Genomic DNA, 23398 nt, shown 5'->3' on the forward strand with positions numbered 1-23398 from the left:
GCACGATGACTATAGAGGAACAAATCAATCAATTACGAGAAGAATTAAGACAACATAATTATAATTATTATGTGCTTGATGCGGCAACAATTAGTGACTATGAGTTTGATATGAAACTCAAAGAGTTGCAGGCATTAGAAGAAAAGCACCCAGAATTCTATGACTCTAATTCTCCCACATTAAGAGTAGGAGGAGAAGTAACTAAAAATTTTAATACCGTTGTTCATGAGCAACGCATGTATTCGTTGGATAATTCATATTCTAAAGAAGATTTGTTGGACTGGGAAACCAGAATTAAGAAATTAGTAGATGGAGATGTAAACTATACTTGTGAGCTTAAATATGATGGTGCTTCTATCAGCCTTACCTATGAAAATGGAGAGCTACTTAGAGCTGTCACCAGGGGAGACGGAATCCAAGGAGATGATGTAACGACCAACGTTAAGACGATAAAGTCTGTTCCTTTAAAACTAAAAGGAGATTATCCGCCAAAGTTTGATATTCGTGGTGAGATTGTATTGCCCTATGAAGGATTTGCAAAAATGAATCAAGAACGAATTGCAGCTGGAGAAGAGCCGTATGCAAATCCTAGAAATACTGCTTCGGGAAGTCTAAAGCTTCAAGATAGTGCAGAAACTGCTAGACGTCCACTAGATTGTTTATTGTATAATCTTGCAGGTGATCGATTAGGTATTCCAACACATTATGAAAGCCTTGAAAAAGCTAGAAACTGGGGCTTTAAGGTGCCTGAAGAATCACGATTGGTAAACTCCATTGATGAAGTTCTGGAATTTATCAACCTTTGGGATGAAAAACGAAGAGATTTGCCATATGAAACAGATGGAGTAGTGATTAAAGTGAATAGTATCCAGCAGCAAGAGGAACTTGGTTTTACATCTAAAGCTCCGAGATGGGCTATGGCTTATAAGTTTAAAGCAGAACAGGCGACTACTAAACTTAATGAAATCACCTATCAGGTAGGTAGAACAGGAGCAATTACACCTGTTGCAAATCTGGAACCCGTTCAGCTGGCGGGAACAATAGTGAAAAGAGCATCATTGCATAATGCCGATCAAATTGAAAAATTAGATATCAGAGTAGGCGACACTGTTTTTGTTGAAAAAGGAGGGGAGATCATACCTAAAATTATAAGTGTCGATTTTACAAAAAGAGATCAAGATTCTGTACCAACCGAATATATTAAACACTGTCCTGAGTGTTTTACCGAATTGATCAGAAAAGAAGGTGAGGCGCAGCATTATTGCCCTAATGATCAAGGATGTCCTCCGCAGATTGTTGGAAGAATACAACACTATATTTCACGTAAAGCCCTTGATATAGAAGGTTTGGGAGGAGAAACAGTCGCTCTATTGGTTAATGAAGGATTGATCACTAATTATGCAGATTTGTATGAGTTGAGAAAAGAACAGGTGATTCCGCTAGAACGAATGGCAGAAAAAAGCGCAGAAAATCTTATAGAAGGTATCGTGAAATCTAAAGAAATTCCCTTCGAAAGAGTTTTATTTGGATTAGGTATAAGATATGTTGGAGAAACTGTCGCAAAAAAACTGGCAAAGCATTATAAAACAATTGATGCAATTATAAATGCTAGCGAAGAGGACTTGGTTAGTGTAGATGAAATCGGTATTAAAATCGCGCAAAGTGTTAGAGAGTTTTTTGATTCTGAAGATCATCTAACTTTAATAGAAAGGCTTAAAAAGTATGGGGTGCAACTACAAATTTCTGCAGATAAATTAGCAAATCAGACAGATAAATTATTAGGCCAAACCTTTGTTGTCTCAGGTGTTTTTGAAAAAGTTTCTCGCAATGAACTCAAGAAACTAATTGAGGACAACGGAGGAAAAGTGTCCAGTTCCATTTCATCTAAAACAACCTATGTCGTTGCCGGAGCCAATATGGGACCAAGCAAATTAGAAAAAGCTAATAACCTTGGTGTTGCAATTATATCCGAAGACAATTTCCTTAATTTACTAGAGTAATGAAGATAAGAACACTTATAAAAATACTATTATTAGTCACAGGAGGATTATGTGTTCTTAGTACGATATTGCAAAACCCAACTATCGAATTGTATGCAAAGCCCATGACCGTACCGCTATTTTTTATGCTGTATTGGTTTAATGTGCAAAAAGTAGATTCACTGTTTGTGGTAGTTTTATTCCTTTGCTTTCTTGGTGATATTTTTTTATTAGTAGGCTTAGAAAATAGTTTTAGGTATGTTTTGCTCAGTTATACTCTATCTTATTTCATTCTCTTTTATTTCTTGTATAAAAATCATCAACCCTTAGACTACAATAAAATTGATATACTTTATATGATAGGTTTTTTCGTGTTTTGGACGATAATAGCTTATGAAATCTATGAAGTTACTAATCAAAATATGGGTAAGATAAAACCTTTTGGTATCATGTATTTGATCATTTTATATTTCTTACTCATTGGAGCTGTTTTTCAATATATCAATGTAAGATCACCCAAATCTTTATGGTTTGCTATAGCTATTTTAAACTTTGTGATTAGTGATGCGTGTTTCGCATTAGATCGTTTTTATGTTCCGTCACTAGAGCTAAAAATCATAAATTCTATCTATCAGTTATTGGCTGTATTCTTTTTAGTAAAGTTTAAGTTATCCAGCCCAAATCCTCTTAAAATAAAAAGTTAGTTCTAGGTAAATTTTTAGGTTGTCTATTATTTGTTTGAAATTTAGTATCTTAACAATAGGAAAAGTTGTTTAATATCATGTTGAATGGGGAATATTTCAATTTTTTTTTGTAATGTAAGTTTTATAAAAGAAGAGAAATTACTAAATCTTTGTTTCTTTTTTGTTGGTAGATAGGTGCTTAGATTGGGATTTGATATTTGTTTTCTAAATCCCTGAGATAAACAATTTTGTTTTATTTCAATTACTTTTTGTCATATGGGAAGTAATGAAAAAGAAAAACTCTTCAAGAAAAAGCTTTTTGAGTGTTTTAATTTAGAATTAAGAAGCTCTAATATCTTTATTATAGTAAGTAAAATCAACCAAAAGTGATTAGCTTGATCTGCAGATCAATGAGATTTTCATATTAATAAATGATTAAAATCTAAAGAGTATAAAACAGATTTAATTAAGTAAGTAAGGATATAATTGAGTAAAAAAAAATTAGCATATCAATTATTGTTTATTTCTGGAGCAACATTATTGCTTACCGCAATTTTTATGGAAACGTGGTTGGTATATTCTAAGTCTCTGGTAATTATCTCAGTTTGTGTTTTCTATTTGGTCGAAGCCCAAAAAATATATTATTTGGTTCCTGTAGCTTTGCTTTTGGTGTTGTCGGCAGAAATACTTTCTGTAATTGATTTCAAGAGATACTTCAGGATCATTACTATAATAATGTCGTGCTATTATATTTTGAATTTACTTTTATTATGGAAAAGCATGCAAAAAGTCAAAATACAACTAAAAAAAATATTTACGATTCAATTATGGATAACTATGGGGTTGATCGTATATGTAGTGTATTCAGTAGCCGATATGATCTCTATAGATGTTAATGATGATCAATTATATCTTAATATATTAATTGTGCTATTTATTCTTTTCATTGGTTTTTGTTATTATATCTACCTCAATAGTAAAACGGTGGTGAGCTCATCCTTAATGATTGCGGGGTCCTGTTTTCTTATCGTTAATATCCTTACCATACTTAATAAATTATATATCCATTTGGATATATTTGTTGTTATTACTAATGTTCTACAGTTTTTTGGACATTATTTTTTAATTAAATTTTTTATAGAACAGGACAATCTAAAACCAGACAGCTTAGAGTTTTTTTAATTTAGTTACAGTTTTTTAATACCTTGATGACGTATTAGAAACAATGAAAAACTTTTATAGATGTTAAAGGATTTGAAGTTGACATATATTTTGTTTTGGTTGTCTTTTCTTACAATAATTTTGTTTGCTCTGTTCTGCGAAGAAAATTATCTCTTGTATGTCAAGCCTTTGGCTCTAATATCTTTAATACTTATCCATATATTTCACGACAAACCTATAAATGCGTATTATATAACAAGCATGTTGGTTCTTATGCTTAATGATACCTTACTGTATATAAGCTTTGCAAAGTATTTTGATCTGATAGCAGTTACCATTATTATATTTTATCTACTATGCATATTCTTGTTAAGAAGATTTATAACTATAAAAGATGTTCAAATAAAGAAATTAGCTACGTTTCCAATTATCATTAGCATATCGCTTATATCGTATTTGATTTTTTCAATTTCTCAATTAGTATTGCCAAATCTTACCGGTTCAGTAGTGTCATTTTTCTCGATTTTGATCGCACTTTTAGTTTTTGTGGGAATCTGTTTTTTTATTTATCTCATTGATAGATATCAAGGTAATTTTAAACTTTTTATTTCAGCTAGTTGTTGTCTTTTTGTAAACGCAATGTTGTTGATTAACTTTTTTTATTATCATTCCAAAGTTTTTACGGTTCTCATAAACCTTGCAGAAATTGCAGGATTATACTTTTTTCTTAACTTTTTGATGGAGGCAAAGCCGATAGCAACAGCATTTGAAAAAGAAAAGTATTTCTAAGTTTGGTATTAGAGATAAATTACATTTTAAAACAGATTATACAGGTATTGTTATTTAAATAACTAAATCCTTAAAAACATTTTTAGTTTTTCTATTTTCTTGAGGTCTACAGCGTATTTTTAAAATGTAAAATAGCTACATTTGTTTCTTAATCTTTTTTATAAATGATTTTAAAGGGTCTTAAAAGAAATGCACTAAAAAAAAGCATTGAGTCTTACATAAAAAAAAGAAGGTCTAGTGCAAAAGAGGTAACTGGTATTAAAAGCCTGGCTGTTCTAATAGATGCATCACAATCGGTAAACGTATTGTCCGTTTTGAAGCTTGCCAATGAATTAGGTGTTAAATCAGATCGCTTAAAAGTAATGGGATATAAAGAGGATCAGAAAGAGATCTCTGATGATAAAGATGCAGCCTATTATAATGATAAGAGTTTTAGTGTAAATGGATCCGTTAAAAGTAATTCGCTTAACGATTTTATAAAAAAGGAATATGATGTTTTAATTAACTTTTATTCTGAAAGTAAACTAGAGCTGGATTATGTAGCAGCAGCATCTAATGCCAAGTTTAAAGTAGGTTTTGCCGAAATAGATAATCGTATTAATGATTTGGTAATAGGGGTTGATAACCAAGACAATAATCTATTCATTTCCGAATTAAAAAAATATTTAAAAATTTTACAGATAATATAATATGAATGCTTTTCTGAGAGGAACTGGTGTAGCATTAGCTACGCCTTTTAATAATGATGGTTCAATAGATTTTGAAGGGGTTAAATCTTTGGTAGAGTTTTGTATTCACGGTGGAGTAGAATACTTAGTGGTTCTGGGAACTACTGCCGAATCCGTTACACTTTCAAAAAAAGAAAAAAAAGAATTAGTGGATCATATTGTAAAGGTCAATAATAAGCGTTTGCCTTTGGTTATTGGTATTGGAGGTAATAATACTGCAGCTATTATTCAAGAGATGAAAGAAACAGATGTGTCTGATTTTGACGCGATATTATCTGTTGTTCCTATGTATAATAAGCCTACTCAAGAGGGAATTTATCAGCATTATAAAGCTATTAACGACAATGCTCCTCTACCGGTTTTGTTATATAATGTTCCATCAAGAACTGGTGTTAATATGATTGCTGAGACTACACTTAGATTAGCGCAGTTGGATAAAATAATAGGGATTAAAGAAGCAACAGGAGATTTTACTCAGGTACTTAAAATAATTAAGAACAAGCCAAAAGATTTCTTAGTTATTTCTGGTGATGATGCATTGGCGCTATCTTTGGTAACTGCGGGAGGTGATGGAGTGATTAGTGTTGTAGGGCAAGGGTTCCCAAAAGAGTTTTCGGAAATGATTCGCTTAGGGCTTGCAGGGGAGAATAAAAAATCATTTGATATTCTTTACAGATTGTTACCTGTTTTAGATTATGCTTTTGAAGAAGGAAATCCGGCAGGAATCAAGAATATTTTAAAACACAAGAATATTTGTGGAGATCATCTTCGGCTGCCTCTTGTTTCTGCTTCTGAGAATTTAGATGCCAAAATAAAAGAATTTGTAAAGAATAACTAAACAGGTTTTTATGGCTAAAAGAATAAAAGATCCCGGTATTGGTTTATCATCAAATGAACAAGCCAAACGTTTCATTAATCCCGATGGTTCTTTTAATATTAAGCACATAAACAGACGCACTTCTATTTCCAGAAGTTACAATTATTTGATAAGTATAACCTGGACAGCATTTTTCGGATGGGTTTTTTTAGGTTATATATTAATAAATTCAATTTTTGCAATTATATATACCCTAATTGGAATAGCTGCAATCGCTGATCCTACCGGAAGTTTTTTTGGAGATTTTTTGAAAGCATTCTTTTTTTCTGCACAGACCGTGACTACGGTTGGATATGGAGCAATGGCGCCAAAAGGTGTTGTTTTTGGAGTAATCTCTTCATTCGAGGCACTTATAGGGTTACTTAGTTTTTCATTTATAACAGGTTTGTTATATGGTAGATTTTCGAAACCTAAACCAAGTATCAAGTTTAGCGATACGATTATAGTAAGAGAACATAAGGAATCGGATGCCATTATGTTTAGATTAATGGGTAGAAGCACCAATGTGATGATCATGCCCAAAGTAAAGGCAACATTAGCGCTTTCTCAAAAACTCGAAAACGGCAAATATGTTAATAATTTCTATAATTTAGATTTAGAAAGAAGCGAAATAACCTACTTGCCGACAACATGGACAATTGTACATCCCATCGATAAATCAAGTCCTTTAACAGAATTTAATAGAGACGAATTGACTCAACTTAATGGAGAAGTTTTGATTTTAGTAAGTTATTATGACGAATCCTTTGCGCAAGAGGTTCATCAGATACATTCTTATGTACTTAAAAACGTAAAACTAGATGAAGCTTTTACTCCTGCTTTTTATTATGACAAAGAAGGATATACTGTGCTTGATCATAGTAAGTTAGGTGAGACAAATAGCACAGAAAAAAAGTAAGATATTTTTCATTTGTTTTTTTGCAACAATCCACTGCTTATTGAGTTATTTAATAGATCAATTAAAGTTTTTGTAATACGGCAGAAATATCTATTTTTGCCAGATGTTTTTTTAAGATATGAAGAGATTATTGTTTTTGTTAATTTTAGTGATTGCCCTTGGTTCTTGTAGTGAATATCAAAAGGTATTGAAAGAAGAGGAAATTGGGCCTAAATATAAATTAGCAGAAGAATTATATAAAGAAGGAAAATACAAAAAAGCTTTGCGCCTTTTTGAACAGATTGTTCCGCAGTTCAGGGGTAAACCGCAGGCAGAAAGGGTAATGTATTATTACTCTGATACGTATTACAATCTCGAGGACTACTACCTGGCAGGCTATCAATTTGAAAGGTTTGCTAAGTCATATCCAAACAGTGACAAGAGAGAGGAAGCTGCTTACAAAGGAGCAAAAAGTTATTATTTTTTATCTCCAAGGTATAGTTTAGATCAAAAGGAAACCGATGAGGCTATAGAGAAGTTACAGGGATATATCAATGCATATCCGGATAGCGAAAATCTTGAAGAAGCTAATAAACTAGTTGCCGAGCTTAGAAATAAAAAAGAGAAAAAGGCTTTTGAGATTGCTAAACAATATCATCATCGAGAGGATTATAAGGTAGCTATAAAAGCTTTTGATAATTATCTAATTGATTATCCCGGTTCTGTTTTTAGAGAAAAAGCTTTATATTACAAGCTAGAATCACAGTATTTACTAGCGATAGGTAGTTATGATGTTTTAGTAAAAGAAAGACTTGAAGAAGCTAATGACTTTTACAATAATTATAAAAAATATTATAAAGAAGGCGAACATACTGCTGATGCTGAAGAAATTTCAGAGGATATAAAATCAAGGTTAGAAAAATTTAAATAGAAAATATAGAGGACGATGGATTTGAAAAAAAGTAATGCCCCAGTTAATACAACTACTATAGATAAAAATTTAGTAGATCAACCAACAGGCAACATCTACGAGGCAATTTCTGTAATATCGAAAAGGGCCAATCAAATAAATACAGATATCAAAAAGGAGCTTTTAGAAAAGTTAGACGAATTTGCGACTTATAATGATAGTCTTGAAGAAATCTTTGAAAATAAAGAGCAAATAGAGGTTTCTAAGTTCTATGAAAGATTACCAAAACCACATTCTTTAGCAGCACAGGAATGGCTGGAAGGTAAGATATATTATAGAAATACAAAGACAGATTCGGAATCCCTATAAGCATGTCATCTATATTAGGCGGTAAAAAAATTTTAATTGGTGTTACCGCTGGTATTGCTGCATATAAAACCGCTTCCTTAGTACGTCTTTTTATAAAGTCCGGAGCTGAGGTGAAAGTGGTTATGACACCTGCAGCAAAAGATTTTGTAACGCCGCTCACGCTTTCTACGCTTTCCAAAAACCCTGTTCATTCATCATTTTACGATGAAAATGATGAAAATGCAGAGTGGAATAACCACGTAGAATTAGGGCTTTGGGCGGATTTTATGGTGATTGCTCCTGCTACGGCTAATACGTTATCCAAAATGTCAACTGGTAATAGTGATAATTTACTATTAGCAACATACTTGTCTGCAAAATGCCCGGTATATTTTGCTCCAGCCATGGATCTGGATATGTATAACCATCCCTCTACCCACGAAACTTTTAAAAAACTTCAGGAATTTGGAAATGTAATGATTCCGGCAGAATCAGGAGAACTGGCAAGCGGTTTAGTTGGACAAGGAAGAATGGCAGAACCAAATAATATCGTTAGCTTTATTGAAAACGATATTTTGGGTAAATTACCGTTAAAAGGACAAAAAGTACTTATAACAGCCGGTCCCACATATGAAGCAATAGATCCTGTTCGATTTATTGGAAATCATTCTACCGGTAGAATGGGAATAGAATTGGCCAAGTCTGCTGCCAATCTAGGAGCAAGTGTAACACTTGTTTTAGGGCCTTCTTCTATAGAAATTATTCACGATTTAATTACCGTTATTCCTGTTGTTAGCGCCGCATCTATGTATGAAGCAGTGGTAAATGAATTTGATAGCTGCGATATTGCAATTGCCTCTGCAGCAGTTGCAGATTATAGACCTAAAGAAATATCAGATCAAAAGATTAAAAAGTCTGATAGTAATTTTTCTATCGAATTAGAACGAACGACAGATATCCTTAAATGGATGGGCTCTGTAAAAAAAGATCAGTTTTTGGTAGGTTTTGCTCTGGAAACTCAAAATGAAGAAGAAAATGCAAAAAATAAGCTAAAGACAAAAAATCTTGATTTGATTGTCCTAAATTCACTGAATGATAAAGGAGCAGGTTTTAAAGGAAAAACGAATAAAGTGACTTTAATCAATCATAAACTAGAAATAAAAGCGTTTGATCTTAAAACCAAAGCAGAGGTTGCAGAAGATATTTTTAATGAAATTAAAGAACTACGTAATGCATAAATTTTTTCTTTTTGTTACATTTTTATGTGGTATCGTCCTAAATGCTCAGGAATTTAATGCTACGGTTGTAGTGAATGCTGAGCAAACAGGTAATCCCAACTTGCAGGTTTTTAAAACATTAGAAAGGTCAGTTGCAGAGTTTATTAATAATACCAAATGGACCGAAATAGAATATCGTACAGAAGAAAGAATTGATTGTAGTTTTTTCATCAATATTTTGGGTAATGCTAATGATAGTTTTACAGCCACAATTCAGGTTCAGGCGTCTAGACCAGTATATGGGTCAAGTTATAAAACTACAATTCTAAATATAAACGATAAACAGTTTAATTTTAAATATCTAGAATTTCAACCTTTAAATTACAACCCCAATAACTTTGAGTCAAATCTTATTTCGGTAGTGGCTTTTTACCTCTATACGATTCTTGGAGTTGATGCTGACACCTTTGAACTAAATTCTGGTACGGCATTTCACCAAGAGGCCAAAAACATAGTTGGTAATGCACAAGGGAGTAATACTTTAGGTTGGAATGGGCAGGATGGGCCTCAGACAAGATTTAGATTGAACGATGATTTATTATCAGGTACTTTTGACGGTTACAGATCAGCTTTATATACATACCATAGAGAAGGTTTAGATATTATGAGTAATGATTTAAAAAAGGGAAAAGAGTCTATTTTAGCATCTGTTAAGGCATTAGAAGAAATGCATAAAACAAGACCTAATTCGTATATAATGAGAGTGTTTTTTGATGCAAAGGCAGATGAGGTGTCAAGCATTCTTTCAGGTGGTCCTGCCTTAAATATTGCTGAAACTATGACTATATTAAATAGGATAGCACCAACCTATGCAAGCAGCTGGGCAGAAATCAAGTTTTAATTTTTTCTTTCTTGAAATCTTTTTAAAACTATACTATCTTTACCATCATTAATAATAATAAAACATTACTATCTCTTGCTCAGAAGTCTTTCCATAAAAAACTTCGCCTTAATTGAACAATTACAGGTTTCTTTTGATACCGGTTTAATTACTATTACCGGAGAAACAGGTGCAGGAAAGTCATTACTTCTTGGGGCACTTGGACTTTTGCTTGGCAAACGAGCGGATCTTAGTAGTGTAAAAGATAGTGCTATAAAATGCACAATAGAAGGTGTTTTTGATATCCAGAAATACGACTTACAAACATTTTTTGAGGAAGAAGATCTGGACTATGAGCCAGAAACTATTATCAGAAGAGAAATCTTACCCTCTGGAAAATCAAGAGCCTTTATTAACGATACACCGGTTACGTTAAGTTCTTTAAACAAGTTGGGACCGCGTTTAATAGATATTCATAGTCAACATCAAACATTAGAGGTTACTACCAATGATTTTCAGTTTGAAGTATTAGATGCTTTGTCAGAGTCCGGTCGTGAAATAGAATCTTACAAACGTGGTTTGTCTTTACTGAAAGCAAAAGAAAAAGAAGAAAGGACATTGCTTGAAAGTCAGCAAGAATTAACTAAAGAACACGACTACAATTCTTTTTTACTTAATGAATTATTAGAGGCAAAACTGAAACCTGGCGAACTACCAGACTTAGAAGAGCGATACGAAACACTTATTAATATTGAAGAAATACAGGAACGACTATCTGGTTCAGTTTCCTTAATTTCTTCTGAAGATGTTGGAGTTTCAGATCTTTTAAATACCATTAAGAATAATATTGCTAAGGTAGCTCCATATTCAGGAGCACTAAAAGAGTTATCAGAAAGGATTCAGAGCGTGTATATCGAGTTAGAGGATATCAATGACTCTTTACAAAATGAATTAGAACGACTAGAAGCTGACCCCGAACAGTTAGAAGAGGTTAGTCAGAGATTACAGATCATTCATAATCTTCAGACAAAACACGGAACGGCATCTACAGAAGAGCTTTTGCAAATCAAGGAAGAGCTTCAGGAAAAAGTTTCAAAGACGGAGTCACTAAGTACAGATATTGAACATATCCGAAAAGAAATTCAGAGCACAAAAGAACAATTGGATGAAGTGGCTGTCAGGATTCATGAGAAAAGAATAAAAGCACTTCCGAAATTGGTTTCAGAATTAGAAGATATTTTGAAATCATTAGGTATGCCTAATGCTACCTTTAAAGCCTCCTTGACTTTGCAGGAAAAGTACCTTTCTAACGGAAAAGAAGCTTTGGAGTTTTTGTTTTCGGCGAATAAAGGAGGATCTTACGGAGAATTGAAAAAAGTAGCTTCTGGAGGAGAACTTTCTAGAATAATGATTGCGATAAAGGCAATATTGTCCAGGTATACTCAATTGCCAACCATTATTTTCGATGAAATAGATACGGGAGTTTCTGGTGAGATAGCTCATAAAATGGCAGATTTAATGATGGACATGAGTAAAAATCTCCAGGTTTTTAGTATCACTCACCTACCACAGATCGCTGCTAATGGCCAAAGTCAATATAAGGTGTTTAAACAAGATATAGACAATACTACAGTAACTAGATTGAAGTTGCTAAGCCAAGATGATAGAGTTAGAGAAATAGCAGAAATGATTGGTGGAAAGAATATTTCTGATTCAGCGTTAACCCACGCGAAATCATTATTACACTATCAGAACTAAAATGGGTAGAGTTTAGTTTAGGTTTAGGTCGTTTTGTTATCTTTACCGCTTATAAAATCATTTATAATATACTTTTAAATGTCATACAATTTATTAAAAGGTAAAAGAGGGATTATTTTCGGGGCACTCGATGAAAATTCAATAGCTTGGAAAACTGCAGAACGAGTTTTTGAAGAAGGAGGAACTTTTGTACTTACCAATGCTCCAGTAGCTATGCGAATGGGAGCTATCAAGGAGCTAGCAGAAAAGACAAATTCAGAAATTATACCTGCAGATGCTACTTCTGTAGAAGATCTGGAAAATCTTGTTGAGAAATCAATGGAGATATTAGGAGGAAAACTTGATTTTGTGCTACATTCAATAGGAATGTCTGTTAACGTAAGGAAAGGGCGCCATTATACAGATCTAAACTATGATTGGAGTGAAAAGGGCTGGGATGTTTCTGCACTATCATTTCACAAAACGATGCAGACCTTGTTTAAGAAAGAGGCAATGAATGAGTGGGGTAGTATAGTTGCATTGACTTATATGGCTGCTCAAAGAGTCTTTCCTGATTACAACGATATGGCAGATAACAAAGCGTATCTGGAGTCTATTGCTCGTAGTTTTGGTTATTTCTTTGGTCGTGATAAAAAAGTACGGGTAAATACGATTTCTCAATCACCGACTCCAACAACGGCAGGAAAAGGAGTGAAAGGATTTGATGGATTTATCGAATATGCTGATAAAATGTCTCCTTTGGGAAATGCATCTGCAGCAGAATGTGCTGATTATACGATTACACTATTTTCAGACCTCACTAAAAAAGTAACGCTACAAAATCTTTACCACGATGGTGGGTTCTCTAATATGGGAGTAAGTCAAATGGTGATGGAAAAGTTTGTAGACGAGGAATAATTCTTATCAAAACACATTTAACAAAGCTTGATTCTATTAGAGTTGAGCTTTTTGTTTATAATATGTTTTTTAAAATCGTTTAATACCCTTGTCGTATCCTGTGATAGGATCCTGTGGTTTATGTACCTTTGTTTTATGAATATTTTCTTTTCCTTTGTTATTCCCGTTTATAATAGACCAAATGAAATAGATGAATTATTGAGTAGTATGATTTTCATGGACTATGATCGATCATACGAAATCGTAATTGTAGAGGATGGTTCTTCGGAAACTTCAGAAAATATCATCAAAAAATATCAAGATGACTTAGAGATTAGCTATTACCAAAAACCAAATACGGGTCCCGGAGATTCACGTAATTATGGTATGCGCAAAGCAAAAGGGAACTATTTTCTTATTCTTGACAGTGATGTGATATTGCCTGCAGATTATCTGAAGAAAGTTACAGAGTTTTTAGCTATAAATTATGTCCACTGTTTTGGCGGTCCGGATGATGCTCACAAAGATTTCTCTGATCTTCAAAAAGCAATAAGTTTTAGTATGACATCGTATCTCACTACCGGAGGTATAAGAGGTAGGAAAAATACACTGGGTAAATTTCAGCCTAGAAGTTTTAATATGGGCATATCAAAAGAAGCTTTTGAAGCTTCAAAAGGATTTGGAGATATACATCCTGGGGAAGATCCGGACCTTACGATACGACTTTGGAAACTGGGTTACGAAACAGCCTTAATCCCAGAAGCAAAAGTATTTCATAAACGTAGGGTTTCCTGGAATAAATTCTATATACAAGTAAATAAATTTGGATTGGTAAGACCAATTCTTAATTTATGGCACCCGGAAACGTCAAAAATTACTTACTGGTTGCCCACTCTTTTTATAGTATATACAGTTGTTTCTATGGTGGTAGCTTTACTAGGATACTGGTATTTTTTGGGGTTTTGGTGTTTATATCTTATGATAATTTTGATAAGTGCTACCATAAGTTATAAAAACTTATTTGTTGGATTACAGACTGTTGTTGCAGTGATTGTTCAATTTTATGGGTATGGCAAAGGATTCCTAAAATCTTATTATTATATTCATCTTTTGAAAAAAAGTCCGGAACAACAATTTAAAAAGTTGTTTTTTTCAAAGTAACGCCTATGTCAAAAAATAAATTAAGCAGATTTTCCTTAAAAAGAAATAATGTCAAAACCTTTCTGTTTTTTCTGGCATTTACCTCTGTTTTATGGCTTTTTATACAGTTTTCTAAAAATTATACGCAGGAAGTAGAGTGTGATGTTCTATATGTTAACATACCACAGGATAGAATTTTGGATGAAGATAGTGATCATACTATCAAGTTAACACTCAATGGAAATGGTTTTAGGCTCATAAATCATAGTTGGAGTAGGCCAAGATTAAAATTTGATATTGCTGATGCTATTGAAACCAAAGGAAATGATTATTATTTTGATCTTAGTAATGCTAATCAATCGTTGAAAGATAAATTGAATTTTAAAGGAAGAGTTCTTTCTGTTCAAAAGGATACGCTAAAGGTGAAATTAGATATCAGTTTAGAAAAGAAAATTCCTGTACGATTGCTAAAAGAAATCAGGTATGTCCCAGGTTATGGTAGTGATGAAGGAGTTGTGCTTTCTCCGGATTCTATCACAATTAGTGGTCCCCAAAGAATTGTAGATACCATAAAATATGTAACAACCGAAAAACTACAATTAGAAGAGCTCAATACGGATTACAAAACATCATTATTGATTAAAATTGATAGTTTGCCACCTAGGATTAATGTGAATCCTAAAGAAATAGAGGCAAGTATTACAGTCAGTAAATTTACAGAAGGAAGTCAGGAAGTTCCGATAACGCTTATAAACATCCCTGAAGGGAAAGATATTAAAATTTTTCCGAAAGAAGTCAATGTAGTGTATAGGGTAGGGTTGGATAAATACAACGAGATAAATCAAAGGGATTTTAAGGTAATTGCTGATTATAATAAAGTAGCAGATGAGAGTTCTTTTCTGATACTCGAATTAATCGATATGCCATCATCTATACACGACGTAAGGTTACAAGATAAACAAGTACAATTTGTAATTCTGAACTAGATGACAAAAGTAGTAGGACTTACCGGAGGAATAGGAAGTGGAAAATCAACTGTTGCTAAAATGTTTGCAAAGTTTGATGTTCCTATCTATACAGCAGATGACGAGGCCAAAAAATTGATGAATGAAGACGATTCTGTAAAGAAACAAATTATAGCTCTTTTGGGTTCTGAATCATATAATGATGGCGGTCTTAACCGCACTTATATTGCAAACAAGGTTTTTAATGATTCAACGCTTTTAGAAAGATTAAATCAAATTGTGCATCCTGCGGTAGCCGATCATTTTATTGCCTGGAAGAATAGACATCGTTCTCCATACGTTATCAAAGAAGCCGCTATTTTATTTGAGAATGGAGGATATAAATATTGTGATTATACCATTCTGATTACTGCTCCCGAGGAGATACGAATAGACAGAGTTTTAAAACGTGATAATACGACGAGATCGGAAGTTATTGCAAGATTACGCAACCAATGGGAAGATGCAAAAAAAATTCCTTTGGCTGATTTTGTTATAAATAATGTGAATTTAGAAGAAACTTGGCTTCATGTTAATAAAATTCACAATAAAATAATCCTTTGATTGTGTTATTTTTTCAATCTTTCATTTTGTTAACATTTGGTTAAACCCTAAAGTAGCTAAATGTTAAAGTCTTACTTTTGACCTATGAATAAAAGGTTATTCGCATTGCTGATCCTTCTGATGAGTTTGTCATTAATCGGGATTATTTTTGTTCAGGGATATTGGATTCAGAATACAGTAGAGAATAACAGGGAACAGTTTTCGTTCAATGCAAAACAAATATTGATTTCTGTTTCTAACAAAATTGAGTATAGGGAATTTGAAGAAATGTATTATCCCTTACAAGAGATTTTGGATAGTATCAAAGAACCGGATAATAAAACGATACAACAGCTCTTAGACATAGGTTTTGATAAAGGCTCTTTTGCTTTTGGTGATGGAGTTTTAGAAGAAGATTCTAAGTTGTTTTCTTCTTTTATCGATTTTAATATTGATACCGTTAGGTTAAAAGATATATTAAATCGAAATGCCGAATTAATAGATGACAATGAAAAAAGTAGTCAGTCAAAGAAGTGGTCTAAATCAAAATTGAATAGATTAAGTACGCTCACAGATCTGCAGAGAAGAGATTATGAAATTGTAATAGATCAGCTGGCAAATTTTATTCCTATTCATCGAAGAGTAAAAAAGAAAGAAGTTGAAAGTCTGCTCAAAAAAGAATTGGCTGAGCGGGATATGAAGGTAGATTTCGAGTATGCTATTTATAGTAATGCATTAGCTACTCGTGTACGTTCTGATGATTTTAGTGAAAATGATAGTGATGGTAATACATTTGCAGTCCCTCTTTTTGTTAATAATGAAGATGGATCAAGTTTATATCAATTGTACGTAAATTTTACGGGTAAGAATAGATATATATTATCAACTATTAAAGGAATGGCAATTTTGTCGATAATTTTTACGTTGGTAATTGTAGTGGCATATTCAAGTGCGCTATCACAATTGTTGCAGCAAAGACAAATATCACAGATAAAGACGGACTTTATTAACAATATGACGCACGAACTTAAAACGCCCATAGCAACCATTAATCTTGCGTTAGATGCTGTTAAAAACCCTAAAATAGCGGATGACAAGGATAAAGTAGACCGTTATATGACGATGATACGTGAAGAAAATAAAAGGATGTTGACTCAGGTTGAGAACGTGCTAAGAATATCTCAATTAGAGAAGAATGAATTAAATATAAAGAAAGAGCGTCTTGAATTACACGATATCATAGAAGATGCAATCACTCATGTTTCTCTCATTGTTGAGAACAGAGAGGGTTATATCAAGACTCACTTAGGAGCACTTAAATCCAGCGTGCTAGCTAATGAAAGTCATCTAACCAATGTTGTAGTAAATATGCTTGATAATGCAATTAAATACTCTGAAGATGCACCAAAGATTGATATTTATACAGAAAATGTAAAAAACAGTATTGTATTGAAAATTCGTGATCAAGGAGTAGGGATGAGTAAAGTTGCTCAAAAAAAGATTTTTGAAAAGTTTTTTAGAGAGCACACCGGAGATCTTCATAATGTAAAGGGGCACGGGCTCGGACTAACATACGTAAAAAGAATAATAGACGACCATCATGGTCAGATTTGGGTGGAGAGTGAACGGGGAAAAGGCTCCACATTTATAACTAAATTACCGTTAATATCTTAAAATATGGAAACAGAAAACAAAAAGATTTTGCTTGTAGAAGATGATCCCAATTTTGGTACAGTACTAAAGGATTATCTAGTAATGAATGATTATGATGTAGTACACGCTAAAAATGGTATGGAAGGCTTCGAAAAATTCAAAAAGGATGATTACGATATGTGTATCCTTGATGTAATGATGCCTTACAAAGATGGATTTACTTTGGCAAAAGAAATAAGAGATAAAAATGAAGAGGTTCCAATCATTTTCCTAACTGCAAAAGCAATGAAAGAAGATGTATTGAAAGGATACAAAGTTGGTGCAGATGATTATCTGAATAAACCTTTCGATAGCGAAGTATTGTTAATGAAAATACAAGCTATCATGCAGCGTAAGAGTACAGAGTCCGTTGCAGATAGTAAACAATTTGAATTCAAAATTGGAGGTTTCCATTTAAATTCTAAACTTAGATTTTTAACGTATAAAGAAGAAGAGCCTATAAAACTTTCTCCAAAAGAGAATGAGTTACTTCGTTTATTAGCACTTCATCTAAATGATTTAATGCCTAGAGAATTAGCATTGACAAAAATTTGGAGGGATGATAACTACTTTACTTCTCGAAGTATGGATGTGTATATAGCAAAGCTGAGAAAGTATTTAAAGAAAGACGAAAACGTGGAGATTCTGAATATCCACGGAGAAGGATTCAGATTAGTGGTACGAAATGATGAATCATAAATAATAACGGTAATTAGAAAGCTAAACCGCTACCGAGTATGCTTGGCAGCGGTTTTTTTGATGTAATCAATTATAGATTCCAGAGAATCTTGGTAATCAAACCATTGTATTTCTTGATCTTTCCGAAACCATGTAAGTTGCCTTTTGGCAAATCTTCTAGTATTTTTTTTAATTTCAGAAATAGCAAAGTCCAGGTCCCAAGTACCTTCAATTGATTTAAAGATTTCTTTATATCCTACGGTATTAAGCGCATTTAATGACTTATTTGGATAAAGCTTTTTTACTTCATCGAGCAACCCGTCATTCATCATTATATCTACTCGTTGATTTATTCGTTGGTAGATAATTTTTCTTTCTGCGGTAAGCCCAATTTTTATAATATTAAATGATCGCTTTTTTGGAGATTGTGTAACGTAGGATGAATACGGCTTACCACTACCAATACATATTTCTAAAGCCCTCATTACGCGATGTGTATTTTGAAGATCAACTTTTTCGTAATAAACAGGATCCAATTCTTCCAATTGACGCTGCAAGCTTTCAATTCCCTCTTCTTCATGTCTTTTTCTTAAGGATTTTCTAACATCTTCTGAAACCTCGGGAAAATTGTCAAGCCCTTTAGTAACTGCATCCACATACAGTCCGGAGCCACCAACTAAAACGGCATGTCTATTATGCAGAAAAAGTTGGGTTAATCTCTTTATAGCATCTTTCTCAAAATCACCTACAGAATAGCTGTCCTGTATACTTATGTGTTGTATAAAATGATGCTTTGCCTGTGCTAGTTCATCTTTATTAGGAACTGCAGTACCGATGCTCATTTCTTTGAAAAACTGTCTGCTATCGGCAGAAATTATTTCACAATTAAAGTGTTTAGCTAATGCAATACCTAAGCTAGTTTTACCTATAGCCGTTGGGCCTACAACTACGATGAGGGTATTAGTCATTGAATAATGTATGTCCACAGTTATGACAATATTTTGCTCCATCTTGGTGTTTTCTGGCATTGCAGTTGGAACAAGCTTGTGAATTGACATTCACGATTGCAGATTTTTGACCTGCTGCGTATTCAGCACTTACAATTCCTGTGGGTACTGCAATAATACCATAACCCATTATCATAATCAGGGCAGCAAGAAGTTGACCTACAGGAGTCACTGGAGCGATATCACCGTAACCTACCGTTGTTAATGTAACAATACACCAATAAACGCTTATCGGTATACTCTTGAAACCACTTTCTTCTCCTTCGATTATATACATTAAAGTTCCGGCAATGATACAAACCACAACAACAGCGAACAAAAAAACCAGAATTTTAGCTCTACTGTCTTTAATTGCCTTCGCCAGTTTATTGGATTCTCCAATGTATCTTGAGATTTTTAGTATTCTAAAAATTCGAAGTAATCTAAGTGCTCTTACCGTAAGCAATGCACTTGATCCAACGATAAAAAATGAGAGATATAATGGTATTGTTGATACAAAATCAATAATACCATAGAAGCTAAATATGTATTTAAATGGCTTTTTAATAGATATGACTCTTGCTATGTACTCAAAAGTAAAAAATATAGTAATTATCCATTCAGAGAAGTACAGAAATTCATAGGTCTTTTCAGGAAGTCCTTTAACACTTTCCATCATCACAAAAATGATACTTAGTAGAATAAGGATTAAGAGAACTACGTCAAAAATTTTACCTAAAGGAGTGTCTGCTTCATAAATAATTTCGTGCAGTTTATCCCTCCAGTTTCTTGTATGTAATTTTTGATTCAAAATTTATTGTTTTAACGAAAATACTAAAAAATTAACTAGTTTTTTTTATTGTTACCACAGTGTTATTTTCCATATCCACTATCAAATTGAAGAATTCTTTAAGAGAATCATAATATTCTACAGGGTAGTAGGATGACGTAAATCTAATGGAATGATTAATAATTAATATATTTTCTTGTAATTGAAAGTTTACACTAAGTCTTCCGGATTTTCCTGGGAGTATAAAATTCTGATTTTTAGGAATGTCAATAAAATCATAATCTTCAGGAATTTCCATAAAAACAATGTATGAATAAGAATCTTTATACCCAAAGTCAACAGGGTAAGTTCTTTTGTTCAATTTGAAAGGATTTTCGGTAAAAAAAGGTTTTGTAAATGGTTTGATATAAATAAGATCTTCAATTTTTTCTATTGATTTCTTGAAACTAATTTCTTCTATCAAAGGTTTTTCTAATTCAAGCAGGTTTTTTATGTTTGCTTTTACTATAGTGAGATTTTCCTCTGGGTTCAGGATTTTATCTACAATCTGTTGTTCAGAAATTTCATCATATTTTTCCCTTTTGCTATAAGCATGATAACCGCTATACGTGTATGTTGATGTTCCTTCAAGCATTAATTTGTCGTTCAGTTTAATTTTTTCTTTATAATAATAAGAAGAAACGTACTGAGGTTTTACCTCGATCCAAGAGCTTCCGTTTTTAAAATCCAAAAGCCTGGCATATTGGTTTAAACATCTAAAAGGAACCTGTCCAAACCCTATCTTTTTTTCTGTAGCATCCAGTAGATATGTTTTGTCTTCTACGGATAATTGGACAATCAGATAGTTAAAATCTGAGAGTACTGGATGTATTCTAGTGGCATATCCGTTATTACGGGTAGATAACAAAACAGGTTTTACAGAAAATCCTTGTTCTTTGTATATGTTGTGGAGTAGAATATTGATCTCACTAACGTTTCCAACTTTGGAAGCTATTAGATTTTTAACCGAAACATCTTTAAAGATTTTATACTTATCATTCCAGGTATATTCTTGTGTAACGTGTTTATAAATTTGCTTAGCCTTGCTTAAATCATTAGACATCTTTGCGATGGTTTCTGGAAGTAAATCTTTAGTGACGTTGGTTTTTTTAAGCTGTAATCCAACATTACTATCTTTTTTTAGTTCTTTGTCTACATTTTTCCAAGTTTCGGTAAATTTTCTGCTTGTACCATCAAGTTTTTTATGTTCTTTTAGTTCATATTCGACTCGAGAAAAGTAATTTTTTTTTGCCGTCATGAATTTTTCTTCTTTAAATGCCGGGATATTTTTCATTATGTAACGGCTGTGCGAACAATCTGCGATGGCTCTGTTACCATATTGGATACATTCTCGTTTCAACGAATTTTCTTTAGAATCTAATTTTAAATTTCCTATTAATCGAATGTTGTACACATAATTACCTGGCAATTCAGCTTCATATTCGCTATAAAGTTTCGGAATGTCATCCTGAAAATCCCATCCGTTAAAGTTATAAAGAAAAGGAGATTCGGTTTGATAAGAATAGGTGATGACAGAACCAGGCTTTAAATTCGGAAAAGTAAATTTTACTAAGGTATAATTCTCATTGTACTTTTCTTTATAAATGTTACTTTCTTTTAATGCTGTCTTCACTATTTCTCCATTTTCCAGATTGTATGTAATCGCTTTTAGATCTCTGAAAAATTCTTTGCTGTTTTTATTGTGAAATAAGAGAACTTTTACGGTTCCTTTTTCAAAACCTTTTGAGTTTAAAATTTTAATTTTTGCACTGTAATTGGTTAAAAGGTTAAAACGTCCACCATTTTCAATTCTGCTGTATCCTTTTTCGTAGACGTAAAAAGCATTGGCCGTAGTGTCCTGTTTATAAGTTTCGCCTTTTAGATCTTGAATGCTTACAACAAGACTTTTGTAATTATAGTTTTCTTGTGAGATGCTAAAAAATGAAAGTAGTATAAAAAAAGTAAATAGTAAAAATCGATGCATTCTTGTAATTTGGTATATAGTTAAGCGCAATCCTGGAGAGATATGTTACGCTTTGGAGTCTAATTTATTTTGATCTAAAGTGATCACTTTTAATCTTTTATGTTGTCTTACATAACTTTGTATAATATGTTGCGCATCAGGATTATGATTCATTGGAGTGATAATAGATCTTAGGATATTGATATTGTTAATCTGATGATTGAGCGTAAAGTATCCAATTCCTTTAAATTCGCCATTTTCTATTAGTATTACACTTTGCTCGTCAATATCCCGACCACGATCGATCACGATCATGTTTTTATTTTCAAACGATTGGTTTGCAATAAGTTCTTGTGCTCTTTTATTATAGATCTCTATAGATTCATCCAGAACGCAGGCACCATTGCATTGTTTTATAGCGTGATTAAAACAATTTCCATCTCCTTTATCTAATCCCATTAATTTTAGGCAAAGTTTATATTCTTCCGTCCACCGCTGCATAAACGATTTAGCCTGTTGTCTATTAGTAAATGTGGTAATACTGGTTTTTCGCTTATCTATTTTTTTTGCTACCAGATTAAGATAGCCGTTAGGATCTGTAAAGTGATATAGTGCCTGATCAAATTTAGTTCTTTTAAGAGCTCTGTTATACTTAGGTTTATTCAGTTTTATTTCTTCATTTTCTTTTAATAAAGCAAGCAATTCACTTCCTGTGATCTCATAAGTTACACTTGCTACTTCTTCTTGAATGTTTTTTGATTTTCTATTATCATTCGTAAAATGCTGGGTAACACGTTTTTTTATGTTTCTACTTTTTCCGATGTATATGATGGTACCATCCTCTTTATGCATATAATATACTCCGGTAGAAGAGGGAACGCTCTCTATAAGCTTTAAGAGTTTATCATCTACTTTTCTTTTCGTCTCTAAACGAACAGTTTCTCTAAGAATGTTTTTCTCAACATCTTTTGAAAGAAGCAATTTAAAAAGCTTTACCGTTGCTTGTGCATCTCCGGTGGCTCTATGTCTATCAGAAATAGCAATTCCTAAATTACGAACCAGTTTTCCAAGACTATATGATTTTTGATCCGGAATTAGTTTTTGAGAAAGCTCGACCGTGCATAAAGATTGTCTTTCATAATCATAACCGAGCCTTTCAAACTCAGTTCTAAGAATACGATAATCAAAAGATGCATTGTGGGCTACGATAATACAATCTGTGGTAATCTCTACGATTCTTTTGGCTACTTCATAAAATTTAGGTGCATTACGAAGCATTTTATTGTTTATTCCGGTAAGATTAACCACGAAAGGCTGGATTGGTTTTTCCGGATTTACCAGACTAATAAATTGATCTACAACCGTATGTCCGTCAAATTTATAAATAGCGATTTCTGTGATTCCTTCTTCATTATATTTTCCTCCGGTAGTTTCTATGTCTAAAATCGCGTACATCATACGTTTCTGGCGGGGTAGTCTT

The 23398-nt window shown here is 32.9% G+C and carries 21 protein-coding genes; 17 read left to right on the forward strand and 4 right to left on the reverse strand.

The annotated features are described in order from the left end of the window. Window positions 1–5: 5 nt before the first annotated feature. From ligA to ACE94K_RS13175, 17 genes are all read left to right on the forward strand, one after another. A complete protein-coding gene (gene ligA, locus ACE94K_RS13095; protein ID WP_378172918.1) occupies window positions 6–2000 on the forward strand; it encodes an NAD-dependent DNA ligase LigA in 1995 nt (664 codons plus the stop codon). Next, window positions 2000–2683 (forward strand): lysoplasmalogenase family protein, encoded by a 684-nt coding sequence (locus ACE94K_RS13100; protein WP_378172920.1) that lies wholly within the window; start codon window positions 2000–2002, stop codon window positions 2681–2683. Before ligA ends, ACE94K_RS13100 begins: the two co-directional genes overlap by 1 nt. 465 nt (window positions 2684–3148) lie before the next feature. Then, the gene (locus ACE94K_RS13105; RefSeq protein ID WP_378172923.1) at window positions 3149–3844 is read left to right on the forward strand and encodes a hypothetical protein; all 696 of its coding nucleotides are present in this window, start codon (window positions 3149–3151) and stop codon (window positions 3842–3844) included. Between the two features lie 932 nt (window positions 3845–4776). Continuing rightward, window positions 4777–5301, forward strand: coding sequence for a DUF6913 domain-containing protein (locus tag ACE94K_RS13110; protein ID WP_378172926.1), 525 nt, complete (start codon window positions 4777–4779; stop codon window positions 5299–5301). Window position 5302: 1 nt separating this feature from the next. Next, entirely contained in the window at window positions 5303–6178 is an 876-nt protein-coding gene (dapA, locus tag ACE94K_RS13115) for a 4-hydroxy-tetrahydrodipicolinate synthase (RefSeq protein WP_378172928.1), read from the forward strand. A 10-nt stretch (window positions 6179–6188) separates the two neighbouring features. Then, window positions 6189–7115: an ion channel gene (locus tag ACE94K_RS13120; protein WP_378172931.1), complete on the forward strand. Its 927-nt coding sequence runs from the start codon at window positions 6189–6191 to the stop codon at window positions 7113–7115. A gap of 118 nt (window positions 7116–7233) precedes the next feature. Continuing rightward, entirely contained in the window at window positions 7234–8025 is a 792-nt protein-coding gene (locus ACE94K_RS13125; RefSeq protein ID WP_378172933.1) for an outer membrane protein assembly factor BamD, read from the forward strand. Between the two features lie 15 nt (window positions 8026–8040). Then, window positions 8041–8373: a DNA-directed RNA polymerase subunit omega gene (locus tag ACE94K_RS13130; RefSeq protein ID WP_378172936.1), complete on the forward strand. Its 333-nt coding sequence runs from the start codon at window positions 8041–8043 to the stop codon at window positions 8371–8373. Between the two features lie 2 nt (window positions 8374–8375). Next, complete coding sequence (coaBC, locus tag ACE94K_RS13135) at window positions 8376–9590, forward strand: bifunctional phosphopantothenoylcysteine decarboxylase/phosphopantothenate--cysteine ligase CoaBC (protein ID WP_378172939.1); 1215 nt, start codon at window positions 8376–8378, stop codon at window positions 9588–9590. Then, a complete protein-coding gene (locus tag ACE94K_RS13140) occupies window positions 9583–10470 on the forward strand; it encodes a DUF4835 family protein (RefSeq protein WP_378172941.1) in 888 nt (295 codons plus the stop codon). The genes coaBC and ACE94K_RS13140 overlap by 8 nt, the downstream gene beginning before the upstream one ends. A gap of 75 nt (window positions 10471–10545) precedes the next feature. After that, window positions 10546–12207 carry a DNA repair protein RecN gene (gene recN, locus ACE94K_RS13145; RefSeq protein WP_378172944.1) on the forward strand — a complete coding sequence of 554 codons (1662 nt, stop codon included), beginning with the start codon at window positions 10546–10548 and terminating at the stop codon, window positions 12205–12207. 78 nt (window positions 12208–12285) lie between these two features. Next, window positions 12286–13104 (forward strand): enoyl-ACP reductase, encoded by an 819-nt coding sequence (locus ACE94K_RS13150; RefSeq protein WP_378172947.1) that lies wholly within the window; start codon window positions 12286–12288, stop codon window positions 13102–13104. A gap of 135 nt (window positions 13105–13239) precedes the next feature. Next, on the forward strand, window positions 13240–14244 hold the full coding sequence (locus tag ACE94K_RS13155) for a glycosyltransferase (protein ID WP_378172949.1): 1005 nt from the start codon (window positions 13240–13242) through the stop codon (window positions 14242–14244). A gap of 5 nt (window positions 14245–14249) precedes the next feature. Then, a complete protein-coding gene (locus ACE94K_RS13160; RefSeq protein ID WP_378172952.1) occupies window positions 14250–15209 on the forward strand; it encodes a CdaR family protein in 960 nt (319 codons plus the stop codon). Further along, window positions 15210–15791, forward strand: coding sequence for a dephospho-CoA kinase (gene coaE, locus ACE94K_RS13165; protein ID WP_378172955.1), 582 nt, complete (start codon window positions 15210–15212; stop codon window positions 15789–15791). 84 nt (window positions 15792–15875) lie between these two features. Then, a complete protein-coding gene (locus tag ACE94K_RS13170) occupies window positions 15876–17444 on the forward strand; it encodes a sensor histidine kinase (RefSeq protein ID WP_378172958.1) in 1569 nt (522 codons plus the stop codon). A gap of 3 nt (window positions 17445–17447) precedes the next feature. After that, entirely contained in the window at window positions 17448–18161 is a 714-nt protein-coding gene (locus ACE94K_RS13175; RefSeq protein WP_378172960.1) for a response regulator transcription factor, read from the forward strand. Between the two features lie 29 nt (window positions 18162–18190). Here ACE94K_RS13175 and miaA read toward each other — a convergent pair whose 3' ends face one another. Genes miaA through ACE94K_RS13195 form a run of 4 tightly spaced genes read right to left on the reverse strand, consistent with a single transcriptional unit; the run spans window position 18191 to window position 23373 of the window. Further along, a complete protein-coding gene (gene miaA / locus ACE94K_RS13180) occupies window positions 18191–19108 on the reverse strand; it encodes a tRNA (adenosine(37)-N6)-dimethylallyltransferase MiaA (protein WP_378184280.1) in 918 nt (305 codons plus the stop codon). Beyond that, complete coding sequence (locus ACE94K_RS13185) at window positions 19101–19937, reverse strand: ion transporter (protein WP_378172963.1); 837 nt, start codon at window positions 19935–19937, stop codon at window positions 19101–19103. Before ACE94K_RS13185 ends, miaA begins: the two co-directional genes overlap by 8 nt. Window positions 19938–19968: 31 nt before the next feature. After that, the gene (locus ACE94K_RS13190) at window positions 19969–21939 is read right to left on the reverse strand and encodes a DUF3857 domain-containing protein (RefSeq protein ID WP_378172966.1); all 1971 of its coding nucleotides are present in this window, start codon (window positions 21937–21939) and stop codon (window positions 19969–19971) included. Between the two features lie 45 nt (window positions 21940–21984). Next, the gene (locus tag ACE94K_RS13195; protein ID WP_378184282.1) at window positions 21985–23373 is read right to left on the reverse strand and encodes an exonuclease domain-containing protein; all 1389 of its coding nucleotides are present in this window, start codon (window positions 23371–23373) and stop codon (window positions 21985–21987) included. Between the last annotated feature and the right edge of the window lie 25 nt (window positions 23374–23398).

Origin of the sequence: Aquimarina besae, from assembly GCF_042434905.1 — a bacterium.
GTDB lineage: Bacteria > Bacteroidota > Bacteroidia > Flavobacteriales > Flavobacteriaceae > Aquimarina.

Bases quoted from the DNA above. Each gene is read 5' to 3' on its own strand.
- ACE94K_RS13130 (WP_378172936.1), top strand. From the start codon at position 8,041: ATGGATTTGAAAAAAAGTAATGCCCCAGTTAATACAACTACTATAGAT.
- ACE94K_RS13160 (WP_378172952.1), top strand. From the start codon at position 14,250: ATGTCAAAAAATAAATTAAGCAGATTTTCCTTAAAAAGAAATAATGTC.
- ACE94K_RS13150 (WP_378172947.1), top strand. From the start codon at position 12,286: ATGTCATACAATTTATTAAAAGGTAAAAGAGGGATTATTTTCGGGGCA.
- ACE94K_RS13175 (WP_378172960.1), top strand. From the start codon at position 17,448: ATGGAAACAGAAAACAAAAAGATTTTGCTTGTAGAAGATGATCCCAAT.
- ACE94K_RS13195 (WP_378184282.1), bottom strand. From the start codon at position 23,373: ATGTACGCGATTTTAGACATAGAAACTACCGGAGGAAAATATAATGAA.
- ACE94K_RS13140 (WP_378172941.1), top strand. From the start codon at position 9,583: ATGCATAAATTTTTTCTTTTTGTTACATTTTTATGTGGTATCGTCCTA.
- coaE (WP_378172955.1), top strand. From the start codon at position 15,210: ATGACAAAAGTAGTAGGACTTACCGGAGGAATAGGAAGTGGAAAATCA.
- ACE94K_RS13110 (WP_378172926.1), top strand. From the start codon at position 4,777: ATGATTTTAAAGGGTCTTAAAAGAAATGCACTAAAAAAAAGCATTGAG.
- coaBC (WP_378172939.1), top strand. From the start codon at position 8,376: ATGTCATCTATATTAGGCGGTAAAAAAATTTTAATTGGTGTTACCGCT.
- ACE94K_RS13120 (WP_378172931.1), top strand. From the start codon at position 6,189: ATGGCTAAAAGAATAAAAGATCCCGGTATTGGTTTATCATCAAATGAA.
- ACE94K_RS13125 (WP_378172933.1), top strand. From the start codon at position 7,234: ATGAAGAGATTATTGTTTTTGTTAATTTTAGTGATTGCCCTTGGTTCT.
- dapA (WP_378172928.1), top strand. From the start codon at position 5,303: ATGAATGCTTTTCTGAGAGGAACTGGTGTAGCATTAGCTACGCCTTTT.
- ACE94K_RS13170 (WP_378172958.1), top strand. From the start codon at position 15,876: ATGAATAAAAGGTTATTCGCATTGCTGATCCTTCTGATGAGTTTGTCA.
- ligA (WP_378172918.1), top strand. From the start codon at position 6: ATGACTATAGAGGAACAAATCAATCAATTACGAGAAGAATTAAGACAA.
- miaA (WP_378184280.1), bottom strand. From the start codon at position 19,108: ATGACTAATACCCTCATCGTAGTTGTAGGCCCAACGGCTATAGGTAAA.
- ACE94K_RS13100 (WP_378172920.1), top strand. From the start codon at position 2,000: ATGAAGATAAGAACACTTATAAAAATACTATTATTAGTCACAGGAGGA.
- ACE94K_RS13155 (WP_378172949.1), top strand. From the start codon at position 13,240: ATGAATATTTTCTTTTCCTTTGTTATTCCCGTTTATAATAGACCAAAT.
- ACE94K_RS13190 (WP_378172966.1), bottom strand. From the start codon at position 21,939: ATGCATCGATTTTTACTATTTACTTTTTTTATACTACTTTCATTTTTT.